Here is a 20,876-nt window from a genome sequence, read left to right on the forward strand (position 1 = left end):
TGCGGGTCACGCCACGCCGTCCGCCGGTATAGTCCATGTTCCACCGAGATCCGAGTCGCAGGGAGTTTCGATGTCCGTGTCGTCCAAAGCGTTCGTCCGCGTACCTGACCCGTGTTCCCGCCACCGGCAAGACGCCTTCGCGGTCGCCCTGGTCCTGTCCACCGCCGCCCTCGCCGCTACCGCGCCTGTGCAGGCCGCCGAGGCACCCTTTCCCGTGCGGCCGATCCGCATGGTGATCCCGCAGTCGCCCGGCGGCGGTTCCGACTCGATCGGCCGGCTCACTGCGCAGAAGCTCTCCGAGAACTTCGGCCAGACCTTCGTCGTCGACAACCGTCCCGGTGCCGCCGGCATGCTGGGCGCCGAACTGGTGCGCCAGGCTACGCCCGATGGCTACACGATCCTGCTGTCGGCGATCGACACGATCACCGCGCCGCTGGTGACGAAGAACGCACCGTTCGATCCGGTGAAGCACTTCGCACCGATCACCCAGCTCACGACCTCGCCCAACGTGATCCTGGTCACGCCGTCGTTCCAGGCGAAGACGATGAAGGAGTTGGTCGACATCGCACGCGCGAAGCCTAAACAGATCGACTACGCATCCTCCGGCATCGGCAGCATGCAGCACCTCGGCGGCGAACTGCTGAACGTGCTGGCGAAGGTCGAACTGACCCATGTGCCGTACAAGGGTGGCGGGCCGGCGCTGGTCGACCTGCTCGCCGGGCGGGTGCCGGTGATGGTGTCCGGCACCCAGGGCGCGCTGCCGTTCATCCGGACCGGAAAGGCGCGCGCGCTGGGCGTCACCAGCCCGAAGCGCAGCGCGACGCTGCCCGACGTACCGACGGTGGCCGAGGCACTCGGCCTGCCAGCCTACGAAGCGCTCAACTGGCAGGGCCTGTTCGCACCGGCCGGCACGCCTGGCCAGGTGGTCAAGCGGCTGGCCGACGAGACGATCAAGGTGCTCAACGCGGCGGACGTCAAGGCGCGGCTGGCCGAGCTCGGCTTCGATCCGGTCGGCAACACGCCAGCCGAGTTCAGCGCGCTGGTGCTGGCCGAGCAGCGCAAGTGGATCAGGCTGATCCAGGCGGCCGGCATCAAGCCCGAGTAGTACGCGCACGCGTCAACCAGCACACGTCAAGGACAGCGAAGGGGAGCGCCGCTATGGCAAAGGCAAACGCAGCGAGGAAGGCGCCGGGGACGGCGGGCTTCCCGAGGCCGACAGTACCGAAGATCGCCGCACCGCGCGGCTACCGGCTGGTGTCCTCGATCCTGGTCGACGCCGGTGGTTCATGGGGTTCTAAGCTGCTCGAGGGGCAGGTGGTGCGCTTCATCGACATCGAGGGCCAGCAGGCAGTCGACTTCCTCTGCTACAACGCCAACGACACGCGCGACCGCTACAACGCGGCCAACACGATGAAGATGGCCGAGAACCTGTACCTGAACACCGGCACCGTGCTCTACGGCGAGTACGCGACGCCGCTGATGAAAGTGCTCGCGTCCAACTGCCCGAACCACGACACCATCGGCGGCTGCTGCAGCGTCGAGATCAACCAGCTGCGCTACAACCGCCGCACCCACAGCTGCCGCTCGAACTTCCTGCACGAGCTGGGCAAGTTCCGCATGGGCGAGCCCGACGTGGTCGCCAACGTCAACTGGTTCATGAGCGTGCCGATCGGCGCCGACGGCCACATGGCGATCTCCGACAGCCCGTCGAAAGCGGGCGCCTTCGTCGATGTCGAGGCGCTCACCGACGTGCTGGCGGTGATCTCCAACTGCCCGCAGAAGTACAACCCGGCGTGCGGCTACAACCCGACGCCGGTGCAGGTCGAGATCTATTCGAAGTCCGGGCGCTGAGCGCGCGACGCGACCCACGCAACCACCGAACGAGGAGCGAACCATGCCGATCACCCGCGGCAATCCGCCGGGCCACAAGCACATGCGGGCCACCGTCTACAACCACTTCGTCCGGGTCGACCAGCCCAAGAGCATGATCTTCATCTCCGGCCAGCTCGCGCGCGGAGAGGACGGCCAGATGGTCGGCGGCAACAGCATGCTCGAGCAGTCGCGCCAGGTGCTGCGCAACATCCAGATCGCGCTCGAGGCTGCAGGTGCGACGATGGCCGACGTCGTCTGGACCACGGTGTTCACCACCGACATGCGCGAGTTCCGCGAGATCGTCGCCGCGCGCGAGGAGTTCTGGCGCGACAACCTGCCGACCAGCACGATGATCGAGATCAACCACCTCACCGAGCCGGCAGCCAAGATCGAAGTGCAGGTCATTGCGGCGGTCGCATGAGTGCCGCGTCGACCGAGCCGGGTTACGTGCTTTACGTCCAGCCCGGCTGAAGCAGCTGTCTCCGGGCGAAAGAGTTTCTTTCGCGACACCAGATCCCGTACCGGGTGGCCGACATCCGGCGCGATCCGGCCGACCTTGCCGCGCTGCATGCGTTCGGCGTTCGCAACCTGCCCGTGCTGGCGCGCGGCAGTGAGTTCGTGTTCGGGCAGCAGCTCGCCGATGTCGCGCGCTTCGTCGGCGTCACGCTGGAAGTGCATGTACCGCTCGCGCCCGAGGTGCTGATGCAGCGCTGGACGGCGATCCTGCGCAGTACCCAGCGGCTGTGCGATCAACTGCCGCCGCAGGCGATCGGCGAGCCGCCGATCGAGGGCCGGCCGGGAACGCTGGGCGAGCTCGCCTGGCATGTGTTCGGCATCGGGGATGGCTTCATCGAGTGCGTCGAAGGGCGCGAGATCGACTGGGTCGGCGTGTCGATGCGCTTCCCGGCCGGCGGCGTACCCGATGGCAGCATCGCGCGCACGTATGGCGATGGCGTGATCGGCCGGCTGGAACAGTGGTGGCAGGCGGCCGATGCAGCGCAGCGCAGCGGTGCCGGCGAGGTCGACACGCCACAGGGCAAGGTCGAGCTCCATGCCTTCCTGGAGCGCCAGACCTGGCACAGCGGCCAGCACGCCCGCCAGCTCGCCGACGTGATCGAACGCCACGGCGGCAAGGCCGACTGGCCGACGCGCGACCGCGAACTGCAGGGCCTTCCGATGCCCGTCGCCGTCTGGGGCTGACGCCGGAATCGGGGTCGGAATCGGAATGGGAATCGGAATGGGGTCAGACCCCAGGGTCAGACCCCAGGGTCAGACCCCGATTTCACCGATTTCAGGGCCGGTCTCAGGCTGCGGGTTGGTTGATCGCGTGCGGCGGCCGGCGACCGTTCAGCACTTCGACTACGTCCATCGCGGCCTGCATCGCGATGTCGCGGCGGATGCGCTCGACGGCAGAGCCGAGGTGCGGCGTGAAGAAAGTCCGATCGGGCATCGCAAGCAGGCGCGCGTTCACGCTGCGCGGCCGGTCCTGCAAGGCCCAGTCTTCCATCTCGAACACGTCTGCGGCGTAGCCGCCGAGATGGCCTGACTCGAGCGCGTCGGCGACCGCTTCCTCGTCGACGACCGAGCCGCGTGCGGTGTTCACCAGCAGTGCGCCCGGCCGCATGCGCGACAGGAAGGTGTCACCGACCAGGTGGAACGATTCCGCGTTGAGCGGAATGCACACGCAGACGAAGTCGCTGCGCGCCGCGAGTTCGTCGAGGCTGGTTGCGGTGAGGCGCAAGGCGTCCTCCTGGTCCGGTGACAGCGGGGCCTTGTCCCAGTAGAGCAGCTGCGCGCGAAAGCCGGCCAGCCGGCGCGCTACTGCCTTGCCGACCGCGCCGCCGCCGATCAGTCCGATCGTGCTGCCGTCCAATCCGGTACCGTAGAGCGTGGGCCGCCATCCTTCGAAGCGTCCCGAGCGGACCAGCCGGTCGCCGGCAGGCATGTGCCGGCCGAGCGCGATCAGGTGGCCGACCGTCAGTTCCGCGGTAGGTGCGGTCAGCAGATCGGTGACGATCGTGATCCATACGCCGCGCCGCGTGCAGGCGGCGACATCGTAATTGTCGAAGCCCTTCAGCGCGCAAGCGACGATCTTCAGCGACGGGCAGGCCGCGAGGAATGCATCGTCGACCGTTTCGGTCATGAAGCCGATCAGCGCGTCGGCGCCCTGGCAGGCCTCGACCAGTGTCTGCGCGGGCCACGGCTCGCGTGTCTCGTTGCAGATGACGCGCGCATGCTGTTCCAGCAGGGAACGCACCTCCGGGTGAACCCAGTTGGCGACGACGACGGTAGGCTTGGACTGTGTTGGCATCGAGTGGAACCGTAGTTGAAGTGTCATCAGAAGATCACACACGGTTGTTACAACCGTGCGGATGCATTCAAATGCTTTCTCATCCATCCCGCCGTCGCACGGTCCATTCGCGTTGTCGCTCGACGCGATCGAAGTCGTCTATCCGGACGGCACCGTTGGCCTGCGCTCGACCAGCCTGCGCTTCGCGCCGGGCGACTTCGTGGTCCTCCTCGGCCCTTCGGGTGCCGGCAAGTCGACGCTGCTGCGTTCGCTGAACGGGCTGGTACGCACGACGTCGGGCACGATCGATGTCGCTGGCATCGGCGATATCCGTCCGCGCCGTGCACTGCGCAGCCATCGGCAGCGCTGTGCGATGGTGTTCCAGCAGCACCAGCTGATCGGCCGGCTCACCACGCTTCAGAACGTGCTCACCGGGCGCCTCTCTTACCACTCGACGCTGCGTTCACTGTGGCCGCTGCCGCTGGCCGACAAGCGGATCGCGCTCGACTGTCTTGGTCGCGTCGGTCTGCTCGACTGCGCGCTCAGGCGTGTCGATGAACTTTCGGGCGGACAGCAGCAGCGCGTGGGTATCGCGAGGGCGTTGGCCCAGCAGCCCCGGATCATGCTTGCCGACGAACCGGTCGCGAGCCTCGATCCGGCGACCTCGATGCGCGTGCTCGGCCTCATCCATTCGATCTGCAAGGCCGACGGCATCACCGCGATCGTGAGCCTGCACCAGGTCGATCTCGCGCGGCGGTTCGCCGATCGTGTGGTGGGCATCGGTGCCGGATCGGTCGTATTCGACGGCCCGCCAGACCGGCTCGACGGCGCGGCACTGTCGGCGATCTACGGCGCCGGAGCGGCGCCTGCCGCCGGCGAACACACCGCCCCGGCGAGCGAGGCTGCGCGCGAGATCGACAGCCACGCATTACAGGCCGTGGCCTGACCGCCTGCCCTGGCTACATTTCCAGAATCATCCTTCCCGGAGCACCGCATGGACCGCCGCCTCTTCCTGTATCGCGCTCGCCGCGCAACCGCCGCGACTGCGCTCGCACTCGCCGGCGCCACGCCTTCCCTGCTGCATGCGCAGAGCGTCAACCCCGATCCGAAGACGATCCGGCTGGCACTTCTGCCCGACGAGAATGCATCGACGATCATCCAGAACGCACGGCCGCTCGAACTGCATCTCGAAAAGCTGCTCGGCCGTGAAGTCAGCGTGGTGGTGACCACCGATTACTCCTCGATGATCGAGGCGATGCGCTTCGGCCGCATCGACGTGGCCTACTTCGGGCCGTTCTCGTACGTGCTGGCGCGCTCGCGCGCACCGAACATCGAACCGTTCGCCGTCGGCCTCGACGCACGCGGCAGCCCGACCTACACGAGCGTGTTCATCACGCTGGCCGACTCGCCGTTGAAGTCGATCGCACAGGCACGCGGGCTCAACGTCGGCTACGGTGACCCGGCATCGACCTCGAGCCACCTTGCACCGCGCGCGCTGATCCAGGAGCAGGGGCTGGTCGGCGATCGCGATTACAAGGTGATCCACCTCGGCACGCACGATGCCGTCGCGCGGGCGGTCGAGACCGGCAAGGTGCCGCTCGGCGCGTTGTCGCGTCCCATCTTCGAGTCACTGGTGAAGTCCGGCAAGCTCGACGGGTCGAAGCTGCGCATCCTCGCAGAGTCGCGGCCGATTCCGAACTACCCGATGGTGATGCAAAGCGGCCTCAACCCGAAGCTGAAGGAGCAGATCCGCCGTGCGTTCCTCGACCTCAAGGATGCGGCGCTGCTGAAGAACTTCCGTGCGACCGGGTTCGCCGGCACCGACGACAAGGCCTACGACGTGCTGCGCGAGACGGCGAAGGTCCTGAACCTCGATCTGTCGAAGCAGCAGTAGGACGATGGAGCATTCGACCCACGTTGCCGCCGCCACCACGGGGGCGGGTGATCGCCTCGACGCGTGGCTCGACGGCGACCGCGCACGCGAACGGCGCCTGCTGCTCAGGGTGGCGGCGCTGGTGGCGCTGGTGGCGGGCTCGTTCTGGCTGACCGGGTTGTTCGATCTGGAGCGTCTCGCCGAAGGCATTCCGGCGATCGCACAGATCGGCTCCGAGATGATGCCGCCGGACTTCACCCGCTGGGTGGCGTGGGTGCGGCCTCTGCTCGACACCCTCGCGATGAGCGTCGCGGGAACGGCATTTGCCGTCATCTTCTCGCTGCCTCTCGCCTTCCTCGCGGCGACGAACACGACGCCCGGGCGCGGCACCTGCCATGCGGTGCGCCTGTTGCTCAATCTCTTCAGGTCGCTGCCGGAACTGATCCTTGGCATCATCCTCGTTGCGGCGGTCGGCTTCGGCGTGCTGCCCGGCGTCATCGCACTGGGCCTGCATTCGATCGGCATGATCGGCAAGTTCTTCGCCGAGTCGATCGAGCACGTCGATCCGAAGCCGATCGAAGCGGCACGCGCCGCCGGCGCAACGCCGGTGCAGGTCATCGTGCACGCGATCTTGCCGCAGGTGCTGCCACAGATGGCCGACACCGTGATCTATCGGTGGGAGTACCACTTCCGTGCATCGGTGGTGCTCGGGGCGGTCGGTGCCGGCGGCATCGGCACCGAACTGCTTTCGTCGCTGCGCATCATGGACTACCCGCAGGTGTCGGCGATCCTGATCTGCATCCTGGTCTGCGTCACCGTGGTCGATGCGATCGGCATGGCCCTCCGCCGCCGCCTCAAGTAGCCCCGGTAGCCCTGGGGTCAGACCCCGGGGTCTGACCCCAGGGTCAGGCATCAGGCACTCGTGTCGGGACCGGGCTTCAGAGCTGGATACGGCGCCAGGCGCCGGAGCGCCAGCGCAGCAGCAGCGTGATGCCGAGCAGGCTGATGTAGGCGGTGATGGCGATCCAGCCGCCGGTGGCACCGAGGCCGTACTGCGGCAGGCCGTCGATCCAGCCCTGCCCCGGTGCGAAGGTGAGTGTGTGCGCGAGGGGGACGAACAGCCCCCAGGACAGCACGAGCAGCGCGATGGCCGGGAAGCGGGTGTCGCCCGCGCCGCGCAGGCAGAACGAGCTGCCCAGGTGTAGCGCATCGAAGGCCTGGTAGATCGCGGCGATCCAGACCAGCGAGGTGGCGAGCGCGACGGTGGCCGCGAAGTTCGGGTCGCTGCTCGAGACGAACAGCGGGATCAGCCACGGGCCCGATGCGGCGATCGCCACGCCGACCACGCCCATGTAGGCGACCGACAACCGGATCGTCGCATTGCCCACGCGCGCGGCCCAGTCGCGGTCGCCAGCGCCGATCGATTGTCCGACCAGCGTGGTGCCGGCGATGCCGATGCCCACCGCCGGCATGAAGGCGATCGAGGTCAGCATCATCACGATCTGCGTCGCCGCACCGTCGACTGGCCCTAGCTGCACCTGCATGATCTGGAACAGCGCTGCGCCGAGCACGTCCACCGAGATCGCGACGCCGATCGGCAGCCCCAGCACCAGCAACGCGCCGATGCGGTGCAGCTCCGGCTGCCAGCCGCGATGCGAGCCGTACTCGTCGCGCACCCGCTTCGACAGGAACAGCAGGAGCGCCAGCACGATGCCGCAGGCGAGCGCGATGTTGGTTGCCCATGCGGCACCGGCGATGCCCCAGCCGAGCCGGAACATCAACAGTTCGTTCAGCGGCGCGTTGAGCAGCGCGACGGTGAGCATCAGGCCGAGCGTGACCCGGGTGCGCCCGATGCCGTTGAAGAAGCCCGACACAGCCCACAGCGCGACCGCCAGCGGTGCGCCGAGCAGCCGCGGCCACCAGTAGTCGACAGCCAGCGACTCGATGGCCGGCGCCAGCGCGAACGGTCGCAGCACCAGCGTGCCACAGGCCGCGAGCAGCACGAACAACGGGCTGATCGCCAGCGCCACCCACAGCCCTGTCCACAGCGAGCGTGCGGCCTCATGGTGGCGCCCGGCGCCCTGGTTCTGCGCGACCAGCGTCTGTACGCCCATGCCGACGCCGCCGAGCAGGAAGATCGCGCCCAGGATCAGCCAGTGGATCGCACCCATCGCCGCCGTGGCATCGGTCGACAGTCGGCCGACGTACCAGGTGTCGGTCAGGTTCAGCGCGGCCTGCACGGCGCTGTTGGCGAACAGCGGCGCGGCGAGCAGGGCGACTGCGCGATAGTCGACGCGTTCCCGGCCATCGGCATCGCGGCGGCTGGCCGGGCGCACCGGCTTCGTCGCTGGCGCGAGCTCAGCCATCGCTGCACCGTCCCGAGGACGCCTCGATATTCAGCTGCATCGACGGCGGTCGACCAGCGCGCCGTCGGCTACCATCCCTCCGCGGATCTCCGGTCCGCGCGCAGCGCGGCAGGTCCACGGTCGTCAGAGTCTCGAAACGATGGGCAATCAGTGGTGATCGTCATGCCCATGGGGCGAACGGGCGCCGAACACAATGATCGCGACCATGACGACGGCGACGACTGCCACCGCGATGCCTACCGTGTAGTGAGTGATCATGCTGGGTTCCCGTCAGTGAAGACCAAAAGGTCGCGAAGTGTACCCGCCGGCGCCGCCGTTCGCCATGGCGCAGCGTACGTCGCTGGACGCGGGACGCGCATGAGCGGTCGGTGGGGCAGCCTTGCCGTACTCGTGGCGGCGGTCTGGATGCTGCTGCCCGTCCTCCTGCCGACCGTCGCGATGCGTGCGGCCCATGCCCAGGATGCGCCGTTGGCGGCGCAGTCCGACGCCTACCGCGTCGAGATCGATGCGCCGTACCCGCTTGGCGGCCTGCTGCGTGCCGACCTCGACCTGCTGCGCTGGCGCACCTACGAAGGGATGAACCGCGACCTGCTGGAGCGGTTGGTGGCCGAGGCCCAGGCGCAGCTGGTCGAGACCCTCGCCACCGAGGGCTATTTCGCGCCGGTGATCGAACGCTCGATCGCCGGCGACGAGCGGCCATGGACCGTGCGCTTCCAGGTCGATTCCGGCCCGGCCACGCGCGTGTCGGAGGTACGCATCGCGATCGTCGGCTCGGTGATTGCCGACCCGGCCCGCGTCGCCCGCCAGCGTGACCGCATCCTGGAGCGCTGGCCGCTGCCGCAGGGCGCACGCTTCCGCCAGGTCGACTGGGACAACGGCAAGCGGCTGGCGGTGGAATCGCTGGCCGCCGACCGCTTCGCCGGCGCCAGCCTGAAACGCAGCCGGGCGACCATCGATCCGCAGACCGACAGCGCCGTACTCGAGGTCGAGCTCGACAGCGGCCCGCCGTTCCGCTTCGGCGAGATCCAGGTGCGTGGCCTGTCGCGCCATCCAGCTTCGATCGTGCGCAACCTGGCGACCTTCGTACCCGGCGACCCGTTCGACGAGCGGGACCTGCTGCAGTTCCAGCGCCGTCTGACGGCCACTGGCTACTTCTCGGCGGTGCAGGTCGAGATGGACGACGACCCGGCGAACGCCGCGGCCGCGCCGGTGCGCGTGTCGGTGATCGAGGCCAACTCGCGCCGCATCGAAGCGGGCGTCGGCTACAGCACCGACACCCTGTACCGCGCGCAACTCGGCTACACCGACAACGACTTCCTCGAACGCGGCTGGCGCTGGCGCTCGGATGCACGCGTCGAGAGCCGCTCCGCCCGGGCGACCTCGTCGATCGCGCTGCCTGCGCGCGATGACGGATGGCAGCACGCGTACCTGCTGCAGTTCGACCAGAGCGATATCTCCGGCCTGTTCCAGCGCGAGGGCAGCTTCACCTTCAACCGTACCGCGATCGACGAGCGGCGGCAGCCGCAGTGGAGCCTGGGCGCCCACCTGCAGCAGCAGCAGCCCGACGGCAGCTCGAGCGACACAGTGCATGCGCTGTTCGGCGCGTACCGTTACACCCGGCGCATGACAGACGACCTGCTCTCGCCCAACAGGGGTACGAACTGGTCGGTGCAGGCAGGTGCGGCGCCGCCCGGGCTGTCCAGCCGCACCTTCGGACGTGGCATTGCGCAGGTCGCGCACTGGATCCCGCTGGGCCGCACGGCGACGGTGATGGTGCGCGCCGAGGGCGGCGCGGTCGTTTCCAGCACCACCGACGGCATCCCCGAGAGTTTCCTGTTCCGCACCGGCGGCGATACCTCGATCCGCGGCTACGCCTACCAGAGCATCGGCGTGAAAAAGGGCGCGGCGGTCACCGGCGGCCGCATGTATGCGCTGGCCAGCGTCGAGGCGACGCGCTGGGTCAATGAACGCTGGGGCATCGCCGCGTTCTATGATGCGGGCAACGCGGGCGACCGCGTGTCGGACCTGCGCGACGCGGCGCAGGGCGCGGGCTTCGGCGCACGGGTACGCACGCCGCTCGGTCCGGTGCGCGTGGACATCGCCTATGGCGAGAAGTCCGAGCAAGTCCGGCTTCACCTGTCGCTGGGGGTGAACTTCTGATGGGCAGGCGCGTGCGTCGCATTGCCTTCGGGGCCCTGCTCCTGCTGCTGGCGATGGCGGTCGGCGTCGGGCTGTTCGCCCGCTCGACGCGCGCGCTGCAGTGGGCGGCCTCGCAACTGTCCGCGGCAGTCGAACAGGCGGGTGGCCGGCTCGTGTTCACCGACCTGTCCGGCTCGCTGTTCACTGCGATCGGCGCAGCGCGCATCGACTATGAACAGGTCGACGGCACGCGCGCGACGCTCACTGGCGTCCAGATCGATCCGTCGCTGGCCGCGCTGTGGAACCGGCAGCTGGTGTTCGACCGCATCGCGATCGCCACGGCCGGCATCGAGCGGCCGGCATCGGACGAGCCGGCGGTCGAACCGCAAAGCCTGGCCTTGCCGATCGAGGTGCGCGTCGACCGTGCGACGGTCGATCGCCTGTCCTGGCGCAGCGGCACCACGGCGATCGAACTGGCCGGCCTCGATTTCGCCTACCGCGGCGGGCCGGACCGGCACGAGGTCGACGCGTTCAGCGTGCGCATGCCCGGGCTTGTCGGCCCGACCGAAGCGGGTACTGTGGTGCTTACGCTCGGTGGACGCATCGACGCGCGCGCGCCGTTCGCGCTCGCGGCGAAGCTCGGGGTCTCGGCCGATGCGCTGGGCAGCGCCGAGGCCGTGCTCGGCGGACGGCTGGCCGAAGTGGGCGTCGAGGGCACGCTGGCCGGTAACGCTGCGCGCGAATGGCTGAAGGCGAGGGTGACCGCCACGGTCGCACCGTTCTCGACGACGATGCTGCCCTCGCTGCGACTGGCAGCGGAAGGCATCGATGCGGCGGTCGTCTCGAAGGGTGCGCCGCGTACCGCCCTCGATGTCGAGGTCGAGGCGCGCGTTGCCAGCGGCGTACCGGTACGCGGCCGCGTGCGCGTGGTTAACCGGCTGCCGGGCGAGGTCGGCGCAGGGCGCATCCCGGTGACCGGACTGGATGCCGGCTTCGAGTTCGAACCGTCTGCGCGGCGGGGGGTGCTGGCACCGCTGCGTGTGGCGCTGGCAGGTGGCGGCAGCGTCGAGGGGCGCGGTACGGTCGCGCTGCCGGTCGATGGCAAGGACCCGGCGTTCGACACTACCTGGCAGTTGTCCGTCGCCGGCCTCGACCTGAAGGCCCTCGACGCACGCCTGGTGCCGACCCGGCTCTCGGGCAAGGTCGGGCTCGCGCTGACGCCCGAGCGCCAGCGCTTCGATGTCGCCCTCGACCAGCGCGGCAGCAGCCATCGTGGCGCGGTTGCGCCGAACGCGACCGTTGCATCCACTGTCGCAGCCACTGCGTCCGATGCCGGCTCGCTGCATCTCGAAGCCGTGGGCCAGCGTATCGGTCCCGAGATCGTCCTCGACCGCCTGCTGCTGCGTGCAGGTGCGGTGGCGGCGGCAGCTGGCGCTGCAGGCAGCGACGGCGGCGAGGCCAGCGGGCGCGCACGGATGCGTCTGGACGGCGAACGGGCGTTCGAGGGCGAGCTCCAGCTGCGTGCCTTCGATCCCTCGCGCTTCATGGCGGCAGCCGGGGCGACCGGGGCGCCGGGCGCGGCGGCGGCCGCGAAGGCGGGCGTGCCGCCGGCCTCGATCAACGCCACCGTCTCTGCACGGGGACGCCTGCAGCCGTCCTGGCAGGCGCGCATCGACGCGACGCTGGCGCCGAGCCGGATCTCGCTGTCCGCGCCGACCGCGGTCGAACCCTCGCCACGGATGCTCGCGCTGCGCGGCCGTGTGCGTGGCCAGTTCTCCGCCGAGCGCATCGAAGACGCGGACATCCTGCTGTCGTCCGGCCGCAACACGCTGCGCGCGACCGGCTCCAACGGCACGCCGGCCAGCGTGCTCGAGGTCGTGCTCGATGCGAACGAGCCGTCGCTGTTCCTGCCTGGCGCCGCCGGCCAGCTCAGTGCCGTGGCGAGCCTCACCGGAAACCTGCGCGCACCGGTGGCGAAGTTCAGCCTGAAGGGCAGCCGCCTGTCGTATGCGGGGCAGGCCGTGTCGCAGTTGGGTGGGACCGGCGATGCCGACCTGTCGCGCAACCCGCCACGCTTCGATGTCGCGCTGGACGCGCGTGCACTGACGATCGCCAGTGCAGCCCTGTCGCAGGCGAACCTGCGCTTCGGTGGCACCACCACCGTGCATTCGCTGTCGCTGGCACTGCGAGGCAACGACGTGGACGCGAAGCTGCTGCTCGAAGGCGGGCTGACGACGACGCCGTCGGCGGCACGCCCGCGCTGGGCCGGGCGCCTGGCCGAAGCACGCAACGACGGCCGCTACCCGGTGCAGCTCGCGGCCCCGGCCGCGCTAGAGCTGTCGCCGGTGCTGGCGATGCTGGCCCCGGCACGGCTGCAGGTCGGCGAAGGCCGCGTGCAGGTCGATGAGCTGCGCTGGGAACCGGGACGCCTCGCCACCCGCGGTTCGCTGTCGGCCTTCCCTGCCGGCGGGCTGGTCGACCTGCTGGTGTCGCCGTCGCCCGCGCCCGCACCCGGCGCTGCGCCAGGGCAGGCAGGCGCAGCCGCGAAGGGGAATGCGGCTGCAGCGGCGAAGGCGAAGACGAACGTGAGCACGATCGCGGCGAGCCCGCACCCGAAGACCGCGACACCTTCCGGACCGGGCTACGACTCGACCCTGCGCATCGGCGGCCAGTGGGCGCTGGCCTCGACGCCCCGGCTGAACGGCACGCTGACCCTGCGGCGCGAGGACGGCGATGTCGCGCTGCGCGGCAATCCACCGTTCGCCCTCGGCCTGAGCCGGGTCGAACTCGACGCGCGCTTCGTCGACGACCGTCTGCAGGCGCAGGCTCGGATCGAGGGCAGCGCACTGGGCGAAGCCACCGCAACGCTCGCGCTGGAGCCTTCGCCCGCGCTGTCGATGGCGTCGCCGATGGTGCTGCGCGCCGACCTCGCGATCCGCACGCTGAAGCCGTTCGAGCGGTACGTCGGTGCCTTCGCCGACATCGATGGCGCACTGACGGCCCGCCTGGAGGCTACCGGAACGCCATCGAAGCCACAGCTCTCCGGCAGCCTGCGCGGCGAGCGGCTGCGCTTCAATGCACCGCAGATCGGCGTGGCCCTGCGCGACGGCCGGCTCGATGCCCGCCTGGCGGACGGCGTGCTCGATATCGTCCAGCTCGAGGCGGTTGCCGGGGAGGGCACGTTCAGCGCGAAGGGACGCGTGTCGCTGCGCGAAGGCATCAGCGCGGCCACGCTCGCCTGGCGCGCGGACCGCATGACGCTGCTGTCGCGGCCCGACCGGCGCCTGGTGGTCGACGGCTCGGGCACGCTCGCGGCCGAGAAGAACCGGATGGTTCTGGCCGGACAGGTGGTCGCACGCGAGGGTTACATCGAGTTCGGCCGCTCCACCCGCACCGTGCTCGGCGAGGACGTGGTGGTGGTCGGGCGCAGCGTGAAGCCGGCCGCCGGCCCGGTGCGCAGCCCGCTGGCCGTGCGCCTGGACCTCGACCTGGGCAACGCGTTCCGCGTGGTCGGCAGCGGCCTCGATACGCTGATCACCGGGAAGATCCGGATCGCGTCCGCCGACGATGGCGCGCTGCGCGCCGTCGGCAACATAGCCACCGAGCGCGGCACCTTCGCCGCGTTCGGCCAGCGGCTGGACATCTCGCGCGGACAGCTGGTGTTCAACGGCCCGATCGATAACCCGGGCATCGAGGTGGTGGCGCTGCGCCGGCTGCCGTCGGTCGAGATCGGCGTCGAGATCACCGGCACCGTGCGCGCGCTGCGCGTGCGCACGACGTCCAATCCGCCGATGAGCCAGGGCGAGCAGTTGTCCTGGCTGGTGCTCGGGCGCGGCCTGGAGAGTGCTTCGCAGGCCGATGTCGCCATGGTCGCGGGCATCGCCGGCTCGATGATGGGCGGCGATGGCGTGCCGATGACGCGCCGGATCGCGGAAGCCTTCGGGCTGGACAACATCGGCATCGGGAACAGCAGCACCGGTGCGATCGCCGGACAGGTGCTGACGGTCGGCAAGCGGCTGTCCGACCGCGTCTACATCGCCTACGAACAGGCGGTGACCACCGCGACCTACCTGCTGCGCGTGGAGCTGGAACTGCGCCGCTTCGTGTCGTTGCGCGCGGAAGCGGGCGCAGTCAGCGGCTTCGGCATCTTCTACACTCGCACCCTGCGCTGAACGCGCATCGACCGGCCGCTGGCCGAGGAAAGGACGCAGTGATGGAGCAAGACCGGATGAAGGCGCTCGTCTGCCACGCCTTCGGCCCGTGGGACGGCCTGCGGCTGGAGGAAGCCGCGGCACCTGGCCCGCTCGCCGCAGACGAGGTGCGCATCGCCGCCGAGTATTCCAGCGTGAGCTTCGCCACCGGCCTGATGGTCGAAGGCAAGTACCAGCGCCGGCCGCCGCTGCCGTTCGTGCCCGGCACGGAGTGCATCGGCATCGTGACCGAGGTGGGTTCGGCCGTCACCCGGATACGCCCGGGCCAGCGCGTGGCCGCGACCCTCGACTGGGGCGGCTATGCGCAGCAGGTCGTGGTGGCCGAGTACACCGTGTATCCGATGCCCGACGGCACCGATCCGCGCGCGGCGATGCACCTGCCGCTGTCCTACGGCACCGCCTATGGCGCGCTGGTCTGGAGCGCGCGCCTGATGCCAGGCGAGACCCTGCTCGTCACCGGTGCAGCCGGTGGGGTGGGCATCGCCGCGGTGCAGGTCGGCAAGGCACTGGGTGCGCGCGTGATCGCGGTTGCATCGACCGAGGAGAAGCGCGCGTTCGCGCTGTCGCAGGGCGCGGACATCGCGCTGCCGACCGACGGCTTCCGCGACGAGGTCAAGAAGCTCACCGGCGGGCGCGGTGTCGACGTGGTGTTCGACCCGGTCGGCGGGCCGGTGTTCGATGCCTGCCTGCGTTCCTGTGCCCAGTACGGCCGCATGTTGATCATCGGATTTGCGCAGGGGCAGATCCAGCAGGTGCCGGCCAACCTGCTTCTGGTCAAGAACATCGTACTGCACGGTTTCTACTTCGGCGCGCATGCCGGCTGGGGGTTGGCCGACGAGCGTGCGCAGCGCGCACCGAAGGTACAGGCGATGATGGACGAGCTGTTTGCCTGGACCGTGAAGGGCCGGCTCAAGCCGCATGTGTCGCACGCGTATCCGATGGAACGCTACCGCGAGGCGATGGCTGCGCTGCAGGCGCGCGCGAGCCTGGGCAAGGTGGTACTCGAGATCGAACGATGACCTGCCCCTGCCTCCGGCCTGCTGCCGAAGGCAGGGCCTGGCGGCTTACTCCGCTTTCGCGCCCGATGCCTGGATGATCTTGCGCATCCGCTCCGTCTCGCTGCGCACGAACGTCGTGAACGCCTCCGGCGACAACGGCGACGGGTCGAGGCCGGAGTCGACCAGCCGGGCGCGCAGCGCCGGCACCTGCAGCGACTTGTTGATTTCGGCGTTGAGCCGGTTGACGATGTAGCGTGGCGTCTTCGCCGGCGCGTGCGCGCCGTACCAGGTGTCGAACTGGTAACCCGGGACGCCGGCCTCGGACAGCGTCGGCAGGTCGGGCAGCTGCGCCCAGCGCTTCACGCCGGTGGTCGCCAGTGCCGTCAGGCGACCGCCCTTGATGAAGCCAAGGGTACCCGGCGCTGCGGCGATCATGAACTGGGTGGAACCGCCCACCAGATCGGACAGCGCCGGGCCGGTGCCCTTGTAAGGCACGTGGACCATGTCGGTGCCGGTCAGCTGCTTGAAGTATTCCGCGGCCAGGTGCGAGGTACCGCCCGCGCCGGTACTCGCGTAGTTGAACGCGCCCTTCTTCGCGCGCAGCATCGCGATGAGATCCTTCACGTTCTTCACGTTCATCGACGGGTGTACCACCAGCACGTTGGTGGTCTCGGCGATCAGCGCGACGTGGGCGAAGTCGCGCACGCTGTAGGGCAGCTTTGCGTAGAGGCTCTCGTTGATGGCCATCGCGTTGTGCGTGACCAGGATGGTGTGGCCGTCGGGTACTGCCTGGGCGGCGATCGCGGTGCCAAGCGTGCTGCCGGCGCCCGGACGGTTGTCGACCAGGCCCTGCTGGCCGAACGAATCCTGGAACATCTGTGCGACGAAACGTGCGGCGATGTCGTTGCCGCCCCCCGGCGCGAACGGCACGATGATGCGGATCGGCCGCGTCGGGTAGGCTGCGTCCGCGGCCCAGGTGGCGCCGGCCGCGCCGAGCAGCGCGGCTGCGGCCAGTGCGGCGGTAACGGCTGTCTGGATCCGGTCTGTGGTCTTCTTCGGGGTCATGACGGCCTCGTGTACGTCGCGGGGGCCGAAGAATACCCCGCCGCGCGGCCGACGGCCAGTAAAGGTTACTGGTTCGTCAGCGGCACTTCACCCGCTTCGGTGACCAGGCACTGGAAGCGCTGGTCGTGGGGTTCGAGCGGCACCTCGGCAACTACCTGCAGCGAAAATGCGCCTGCCACGCGCACGCAGTCGGTCCGTAGCCGGGTCAGCAGCCGGTCGTAGAAGCCCGCGCCGTAGCCGAGCCGTCCGCCGCGCCGGTCGAAGGCGACGCCTGGCAGCAGGACCAGATCGACTTCGAGCGGATCGATCGCCGGGCAGCGCGCCGGGTCGGGCTCCCGGATACCCCAGCGTCCCGGGCGCGTGTCGCGATCGATGTCCCCGACCTGATGCAGCACAAGGTGGCGGCGCGCACGCGATTCGGCCTCGACCACCCGCGGCAGCAGCAGGCGCCTGTCCTGCGCCAGCACCGTGGCGAGGAACGGGGCCGTGTCGATTTCGGTGTCGAACCCTACGTATGCGCAGAGCGTGTGTGCGGTGAACACGGACGGCAGTCGCAACAGATGATCGACGATGCAAGCGCCGTTGGCGGCGCGCAGGGCCGGGTCCTGTGCCGCCCTCGCCGCGAGCACGCGTTCGCGCAGGGCCGACTTCATGGCCGAACGTCGCTCGTGCAGCGAATCTTCGTTCATCGGGGTGTCTTCATCCCGGGCATTCCGGAGCCCGGACGTCCCTCAGTAACGCGCGAGCCCCGGCTCGACTTCCTCGGCCCAGGCATCGATGCCGCCGGTCAGGTTGTAGACCCGGTCGAAGCCCTGGTTCTTGAGGAACTGTGCGACCTGATAGCTGCGCATGCCGTGGTGGCACATCAGCACGTGCGGTTGCTCCGGATCGAGTTCGCCGACCCGCGAGGGCACGGCCTGCATCGGCATATGGAGCGTGCCGTCGACCTTGACCAGCGCGTGTTCCCACGGTTCGCGTACGTCGATGATCACCGGGGACTTCCGGGTTTCATCGTCCAGCCAGGACTTCAGTTCGGCGGGTGCCAGCGGCTCGATCAAAACACGAACCTCCCAGGTTGCGGCGCATTGCGCAGGGAATCGACGACGGTCTCGAACAGCGTGACCCCGGTGAATGCATGCTCGCCCTCGCGTACGATCAGCCGGGCAGACATCACTGGCCGCTCGCCGACGATCGCGAACAGCCGGCCGCCGGGCTTCAACTGTTTCTGGAGGGTGTCGGGCAGCATCGGCAGCGAGCCCGACAGCACGATGACGTCATACGCTTGCGCGGTGTCCCAGCCGTGCGCGCCGTCGCCGGTGTCGATCCGTACGTTATCGATGCCCAGTCCGGCCAGGCGCGCGCGCGAGGCTGCCGCGAGGTCGTCATGGATCTCGACGCTGGTCACCGCAGCACCCAGCTTCGCGAGAAGGGCGGTCAGGTAGCCAGTGCCGGTACCGATCTCGAGGATTCGATCGGTCGGGGCGACGGTCACTTCCTGGACGATGCGCGCCTGCAGCTTCGGTGCCAGCATGACCTCGCCGTGGCCGATCGGCAGTTCGAGGTCGGCAAACGCGAGTTCCCGGCGGCCCTCCGGGACGAAAAGCTCCCGAGGTATCGTGCCAAGCAGCCCCAGCACCGCAGGATCGAGCACATCCCAGGTGCGGACCTGCTGTTCGACCATGTTGAAGCGGGCTTGCTCGAAGTCCATCCGGATGCCGGTTTGCGAGGTGTGGAGGAGCCACATATTAACATGCACCCTCCGCGCGGCCGGCCGGGCGGCGGCGCGGCATTTGCAATCGAGGGCTCGATCAAGTAGCGTTCAACCACACGTTGGGGGTCCGGCCCGGTGGTTGCGTGCCACTTTCGGTCGCCGGTGAGAGATACCCTTCGAACCTGATGCGGGTCATGCCGCCGTAGGGAAGCGTTGCGTCGCCACACCGACCGTCTCCGCTGCCGTGCCCGCCTGTGCACGGTCGGATCGTCGCCCGGCTCATGCAGCGTCTCCCGACGATACGAATCCATACCGGGAGTGAGCGATGAACGATCCGAAATTCGTCAACGAACTGGCCCAGGTCGACCAGGCCGCGACGCAGCCCTTCCCGCGTTCGCGCAAGGTGTACATCGGCGGTTCGCGCCCGGACATCCAGGTGCCGATGCGCGAGATCTCGCAGTCGGACACGCCGGCCGGCATGGGCGCCGAGGTCAACCCGCCGCTGTTCGTGTACGACACCTCCGGTCCGTATACCGACCCGACGACGATGATCGACATCCGCACCGGCCTGAAGCCGGTGCGCGAGGCCTGGATCGACGAACGCAACGACACCGAGCGCCTCGGCGGCCCGACCTCGGTCTACGGCCAGGTGCGCCTGGACGACCCGAAGCTGGCCGAGTTGCGTTTCAACCTGAAGCGGCTGCCGCGCCGCGCGAAGCCCGGCATGAACGTGTCGCAGATGCACTATGCACGGCGCGGCATCGTCACCCCCGAGATGGAATACATCGCGATCCGCGAGACCCAGCGCCTCGACGGCTGTTCCGAGATGCTGCGCCGGCAACACCCGGGTGAATCGTTCGGTGCCAGCCTGCCGAAGCAGATCACACCCGAGTTCGTGCGCGATGAAGTGGCGCGCGGGCGCGCGATCATCCCGGCCAACATCAATCACCCGGAGAGCGAGCCGATGATCATCGGCCGCAACTTCCTGGTGAAGATCAACGCCAACATCGGCAACTCGGCGGTGACCTCCGGCATCCAGGAGGAAGTCGAGAAGATGACCTGGTCGATCCGCTGGGGCGGCGACACGGTGATGGACCTGTCGACTGGCAAGAACATCCACGAGACGCGCGAGTGGATCATCCGCAACTCGCCGGTGCCGATCGGCACCGTACCGATCTACCAGGCGCTCGAGAAGGTCGACGGCAAGGCCGAGGAGCTCACCTGGGAGATCTACCGCGACACGCTGATCGAGCAGGCCGAGCAGGGCGTCGACTACTTCACGATCCACGCCGGCGTGCTGCTGCGCTACATCCCGTGGACGGCCAAGCGCATGACCGGCATCGTGTCGCGCGGCGGTTCGATCATGGCGAAGTGGTGCCTCGCGCACCACAAGGAGAACTTCCTCTACACGCACTTCGAGGACATCTGCGAGATCATGAAGGCGTACGACGTGTCGTTCTCGCTCGGCGACGGCCTGCGTCCCGGCTCGAACTACGACGCGAACGACGATGCGCAGCTGGGCGAACTGAAGACCCTCGGCGAACTCACCGACATCGCCTGGAAGCATGACGTGCAGACCATGATCGAGGGCCCCGGCCATGTGCCGATGCACCTGATCAAGGAGAACATGGACCTCCAGCTGAAGTACTGCAAGGAGGCGCCGTTCTACACGCTCGGGCCGCTGACCACCGACATCGCACCAGGCTACGACCACATCACCAGCGCGATCGGCGCGGCGATGATCGGCTGGTACGGCACCGCGATGCTCTGCTACGTGACGCCGAAAGAGCACCTCGGCCTGCCGGACAAGAAGGACGTCAAGGACGGCATCATCGCCTACAAGATCGCCGCCCATGCGGCCGACCTGGCGAAGGGCCATCCCGGCGCGCAGGTGCGCGACAACGCCCTGTCGAAGGCGCGCTTCGAGTTCCGCTGGGACGACCAGTTCAACCTCGGCCTCGACCCCGACACCGCCAAGGCGTTCCACGATGAGACCCTGCCGCAGGAAGGCGCCAAGCTCGCCCACTTCTGCTCGATGTGCGGCCCGCACTTCTGTTCGATGAAGATCACCCAGGACGTGCGCGAATACGCCGCCACCCTGGGCGTCTCGGAGACCGAAGCGCTGGAGAAGGGCATGCAGGAGAAGTCGGAAGAGTTCAAGGACAAGGGCGCCGAGATCTACCACCGCGCGTGATGCTACAGCCGAGGGGCGCGCCGCGAGGCGTGCTCACTCGGCGATCACGGCGCCGGTCGCTGACGAGTTGATCGGTACATCAGTCCCGGTGGATGGGGCCGCATTCTGCAAAAGGATGTGGCCCTTTTTTCAGCCCCTGTCGTTCGGAGAACATCGT

The 20,876-nt window shown here is 68.8% G+C and carries 17 protein-coding genes and 1 riboswitch; of the genes, 11 read left to right on the forward strand and 6 right to left on the reverse strand.

Features of this window, described 5'->3' with window-relative positions:
* Nucleotides 1-70 precede the first annotated feature (70 nt).
* The 4 genes from ING98_09100 to ING98_09115 all read left to right on the forward strand — a co-directional run bounded on the left by ING98_09100 (nt 71) and on the right by ING98_09115 (nt 3,072).
* Nucleotides 71-1,105 carry a tripartite tricarboxylate transporter substrate binding protein gene (locus ING98_09100; protein ID MCA3102018.1) on the forward strand — a complete coding sequence of 345 codons (1,035 nt, stop codon included), beginning with the start codon at nt 71-73 and terminating at the stop codon, nt 1,103-1,105.
* 53 nt (nt 1,106-1,158) lie between these two features.
* Nucleotides 1,159-1,851, forward strand: coding sequence for a DUF1989 domain-containing protein (locus ING98_09105; GenBank protein ID MCA3102019.1), 693 nt, complete (start codon nt 1,159-1,161; stop codon nt 1,849-1,851).
* A gap of 43 nt (nt 1,852-1,894) precedes the next feature.
* Complete coding sequence (locus ING98_09110) at nt 1,895-2,293, forward strand: RidA family protein (protein MCA3102020.1); 399 nt, start codon at nt 1,895-1,897, stop codon at nt 2,291-2,293.
* Between the two features lie 104 nt (nt 2,294-2,397).
* On the forward strand, nt 2,398-3,072 hold the full coding sequence (locus ING98_09115; protein ID MCA3102021.1) for a DinB family protein: 675 nt from the start codon (nt 2,398-2,400) through the stop codon (nt 3,070-3,072).
* A 103-nt stretch (nt 3,073-3,175) separates the two neighbouring features.
* On the opposite strand, the gene ING98_09120 is transcribed toward ING98_09115, so the two are convergent.
* Nucleotides 3,176-4,183 (reverse strand): hydroxyacid dehydrogenase, encoded by a 1,008-nt coding sequence (locus tag ING98_09120; GenBank protein ID MCA3102022.1) that lies wholly within the window; start codon nt 4,181-4,183, stop codon nt 3,176-3,178.
* 61 nt (nt 4,184-4,244) lie between these two features.
* Between ING98_09120 and phnC the strand changes: the two genes are divergently transcribed.
* Genes phnC through phnE form a run of 3 tightly spaced genes read left to right on the forward strand, consistent with a single transcriptional unit; the run spans nt 4,245 to nt 6,897 of the window.
* Entirely contained in the window at nt 4,245-5,108 is an 864-nt protein-coding gene (gene phnC, locus ING98_09125) for a phosphonate ABC transporter ATP-binding protein (protein MCA3102023.1), read from the forward strand.
* Between the two features lie 48 nt (nt 5,109-5,156).
* On the forward strand, nt 5,157-6,056 hold the full coding sequence (gene phnD, locus ING98_09130) for a phosphate/phosphite/phosphonate ABC transporter substrate-binding protein (protein MCA3102024.1): 900 nt from the start codon (nt 5,157-5,159) through the stop codon (nt 6,054-6,056).
* 4 nt (nt 6,057-6,060) lie between these two features.
* Nucleotides 6,061-6,897: a phosphonate ABC transporter, permease protein PhnE gene (phnE, locus tag ING98_09135; protein ID MCA3102025.1), complete on the forward strand. Its 837-nt coding sequence runs from the start codon at nt 6,061-6,063 to the stop codon at nt 6,895-6,897.
* Nucleotides 6,898-6,973: 76 nt separating this feature from the next.
* Here phnE and ING98_09140 read toward each other — a convergent pair whose 3' ends face one another.
* Entirely contained in the window at nt 6,974-8,401 is a 1,428-nt protein-coding gene (locus ING98_09140; protein MCA3102026.1) for an MATE family efflux transporter, read from the reverse strand.
* Between the two features lie 357 nt (nt 8,402-8,758).
* Between ING98_09140 and ING98_09145 the strand changes: the two genes are divergently transcribed.
* Genes ING98_09145 through ING98_09155 form a run of 3 tightly spaced genes read left to right on the forward strand, consistent with a single transcriptional unit; the run spans nt 8,759 to nt 15,770 of the window.
* A complete protein-coding gene (locus ING98_09145) occupies nt 8,759-10,561 on the forward strand; it encodes a BamA/TamA family outer membrane protein (protein ID MCA3102027.1) in 1,803 nt (600 codons plus the stop codon).
* Nucleotides 10,561-14,712 (forward strand): translocation/assembly module TamB domain-containing protein, encoded by a 4,152-nt coding sequence (locus ING98_09150; GenBank protein ID MCA3102028.1) that lies wholly within the window; start codon nt 10,561-10,563, stop codon nt 14,710-14,712. Before ING98_09145 ends, ING98_09150 begins: the two co-directional genes overlap by 1 nt.
* A 41-nt stretch (nt 14,713-14,753) precedes the next feature.
* Nucleotides 14,754-15,770 (forward strand): NADPH:quinone oxidoreductase family protein, encoded by a 1,017-nt coding sequence (locus tag ING98_09155; protein ID MCA3102029.1) that lies wholly within the window; start codon nt 14,754-14,756, stop codon nt 15,768-15,770.
* 45 nt (nt 15,771-15,815) lie between these two features.
* Here the strand turns inward: ING98_09155 and ING98_09160 are convergent, their stop codons facing one another.
* The 4 genes from ING98_09160 to ING98_09175 form a co-directional block, all read right to left on the reverse strand.
* On the reverse strand, nt 15,816-16,814 hold the full coding sequence (locus ING98_09160; GenBank protein ID MCA3102030.1) for a tripartite tricarboxylate transporter substrate binding protein: 999 nt from the start codon (nt 16,812-16,814) through the stop codon (nt 15,816-15,818).
* Between the two features lie 65 nt (nt 16,815-16,879).
* Nucleotides 16,880-17,503, reverse strand: a complete 624-nt coding sequence (locus ING98_09165; GenBank protein ID MCA3102031.1) for a 5-formyltetrahydrofolate cyclo-ligase — start codon at nt 17,501-17,503, stop codon at nt 16,880-16,882.
* A gap of 42 nt (nt 17,504-17,545) precedes the next feature.
* On the reverse strand, nt 17,546-17,869 hold the full coding sequence (locus ING98_09170) for a sulfurtransferase (protein MCA3102032.1): 324 nt from the start codon (nt 17,867-17,869) through the stop codon (nt 17,546-17,548).
* The gene (locus ING98_09175; GenBank protein ID MCA3102033.1) at nt 17,869-18,522 is read right to left on the reverse strand and encodes a protein-L-isoaspartate O-methyltransferase; all 654 of its coding nucleotides are present in this window, start codon (nt 18,520-18,522) and stop codon (nt 17,869-17,871) included. The genes ING98_09170 and ING98_09175 overlap by 1 nt, the downstream gene beginning before the upstream one ends.
* Nucleotides 18,523-18,636: 114 nt before the next feature.
* Nucleotides 18,637-18,751, forward strand: a riboswitch (TPP riboswitch).
* Nucleotides 18,752-18,850: 99 nt separating this feature from the next.
* Between ING98_09175 and thiC the strand changes: the two genes are divergently transcribed.
* Nucleotides 18,851-20,719, forward strand: a complete 1,869-nt coding sequence (thiC, locus tag ING98_09180) for a phosphomethylpyrimidine synthase ThiC (protein MCA3102034.1) — start codon at nt 18,851-18,853, stop codon at nt 20,717-20,719.
* Nucleotides 20,720-20,876 lie beyond the last annotated feature (157 nt).

It is taken from the genome of Rhodocyclaceae bacterium (assembly GCA_020248265.1).
In the GTDB taxonomy this organism is placed as follows: Bacteria; Pseudomonadota; Gammaproteobacteria; order Burkholderiales; family CAIKXV01; genus CAIKXV01.

Bases quoted from the DNA above. Each gene is read 5' to 3' on its own strand.
- ING98_09145 (MCA3102027.1), top strand. From the start codon at position 8,759: ATGAGCGGTCGGTGGGGCAGCCTTGCCGTACTCGTGGCGGCGGTCTGG.
- ING98_09120 (MCA3102022.1), bottom strand. From the start codon at position 4,183: ATGCCAACACAGTCCAAGCCTACCGTCGTCGTCGCCAACTGGGTTCAC.
- ING98_09110 (MCA3102020.1), top strand. From the start codon at position 1,895: ATGCCGATCACCCGCGGCAATCCGCCGGGCCACAAGCACATGCGGGCC.
- ING98_09165 (MCA3102031.1), bottom strand. From the start codon at position 17,503: ATGAACGAAGATTCGCTGCACGAGCGACGTTCGGCCATGAAGTCGGCC.
- thiC (MCA3102034.1), top strand. From the start codon at position 18,851: ATGAACGATCCGAAATTCGTCAACGAACTGGCCCAGGTCGACCAGGCC.
- ING98_09150 (MCA3102028.1), top strand. From the start codon at position 10,561: ATGGGCAGGCGCGTGCGTCGCATTGCCTTCGGGGCCCTGCTCCTGCTG.
- ING98_09100 (MCA3102018.1), top strand. From the start codon at position 71: ATGTCCGTGTCGTCCAAAGCGTTCGTCCGCGTACCTGACCCGTGTTCC.
- ING98_09140 (MCA3102026.1), bottom strand. From the start codon at position 8,401: ATGGCTGAGCTCGCGCCAGCGACGAAGCCGGTGCGCCCGGCCAGCCGC.
- ING98_09105 (MCA3102019.1), top strand. From the start codon at position 1,159: ATGGCAAAGGCAAACGCAGCGAGGAAGGCGCCGGGGACGGCGGGCTTC.
- phnD (MCA3102024.1), top strand. From the start codon at position 5,157: ATGGACCGCCGCCTCTTCCTGTATCGCGCTCGCCGCGCAACCGCCGCG.
- phnC (MCA3102023.1), top strand. From the start codon at position 4,245: ATGCATTCAAATGCTTTCTCATCCATCCCGCCGTCGCACGGTCCATTC.
- ING98_09160 (MCA3102030.1), bottom strand. From the start codon at position 16,814: ATGACCCCGAAGAAGACCACAGACCGGATCCAGACAGCCGTTACCGCC.
- ING98_09155 (MCA3102029.1), top strand. From the start codon at position 14,754: ATGGAGCAAGACCGGATGAAGGCGCTCGTCTGCCACGCCTTCGGCCCG.
- ING98_09175 (MCA3102033.1), bottom strand. From the start codon at position 18,522: ATGGACTTCGAGCAAGCCCGCTTCAACATGGTCGAACAGCAGGTCCGC.
- phnE (MCA3102025.1), top strand. From the start codon at position 6,061: ATGGAGCATTCGACCCACGTTGCCGCCGCCACCACGGGGGCGGGTGAT.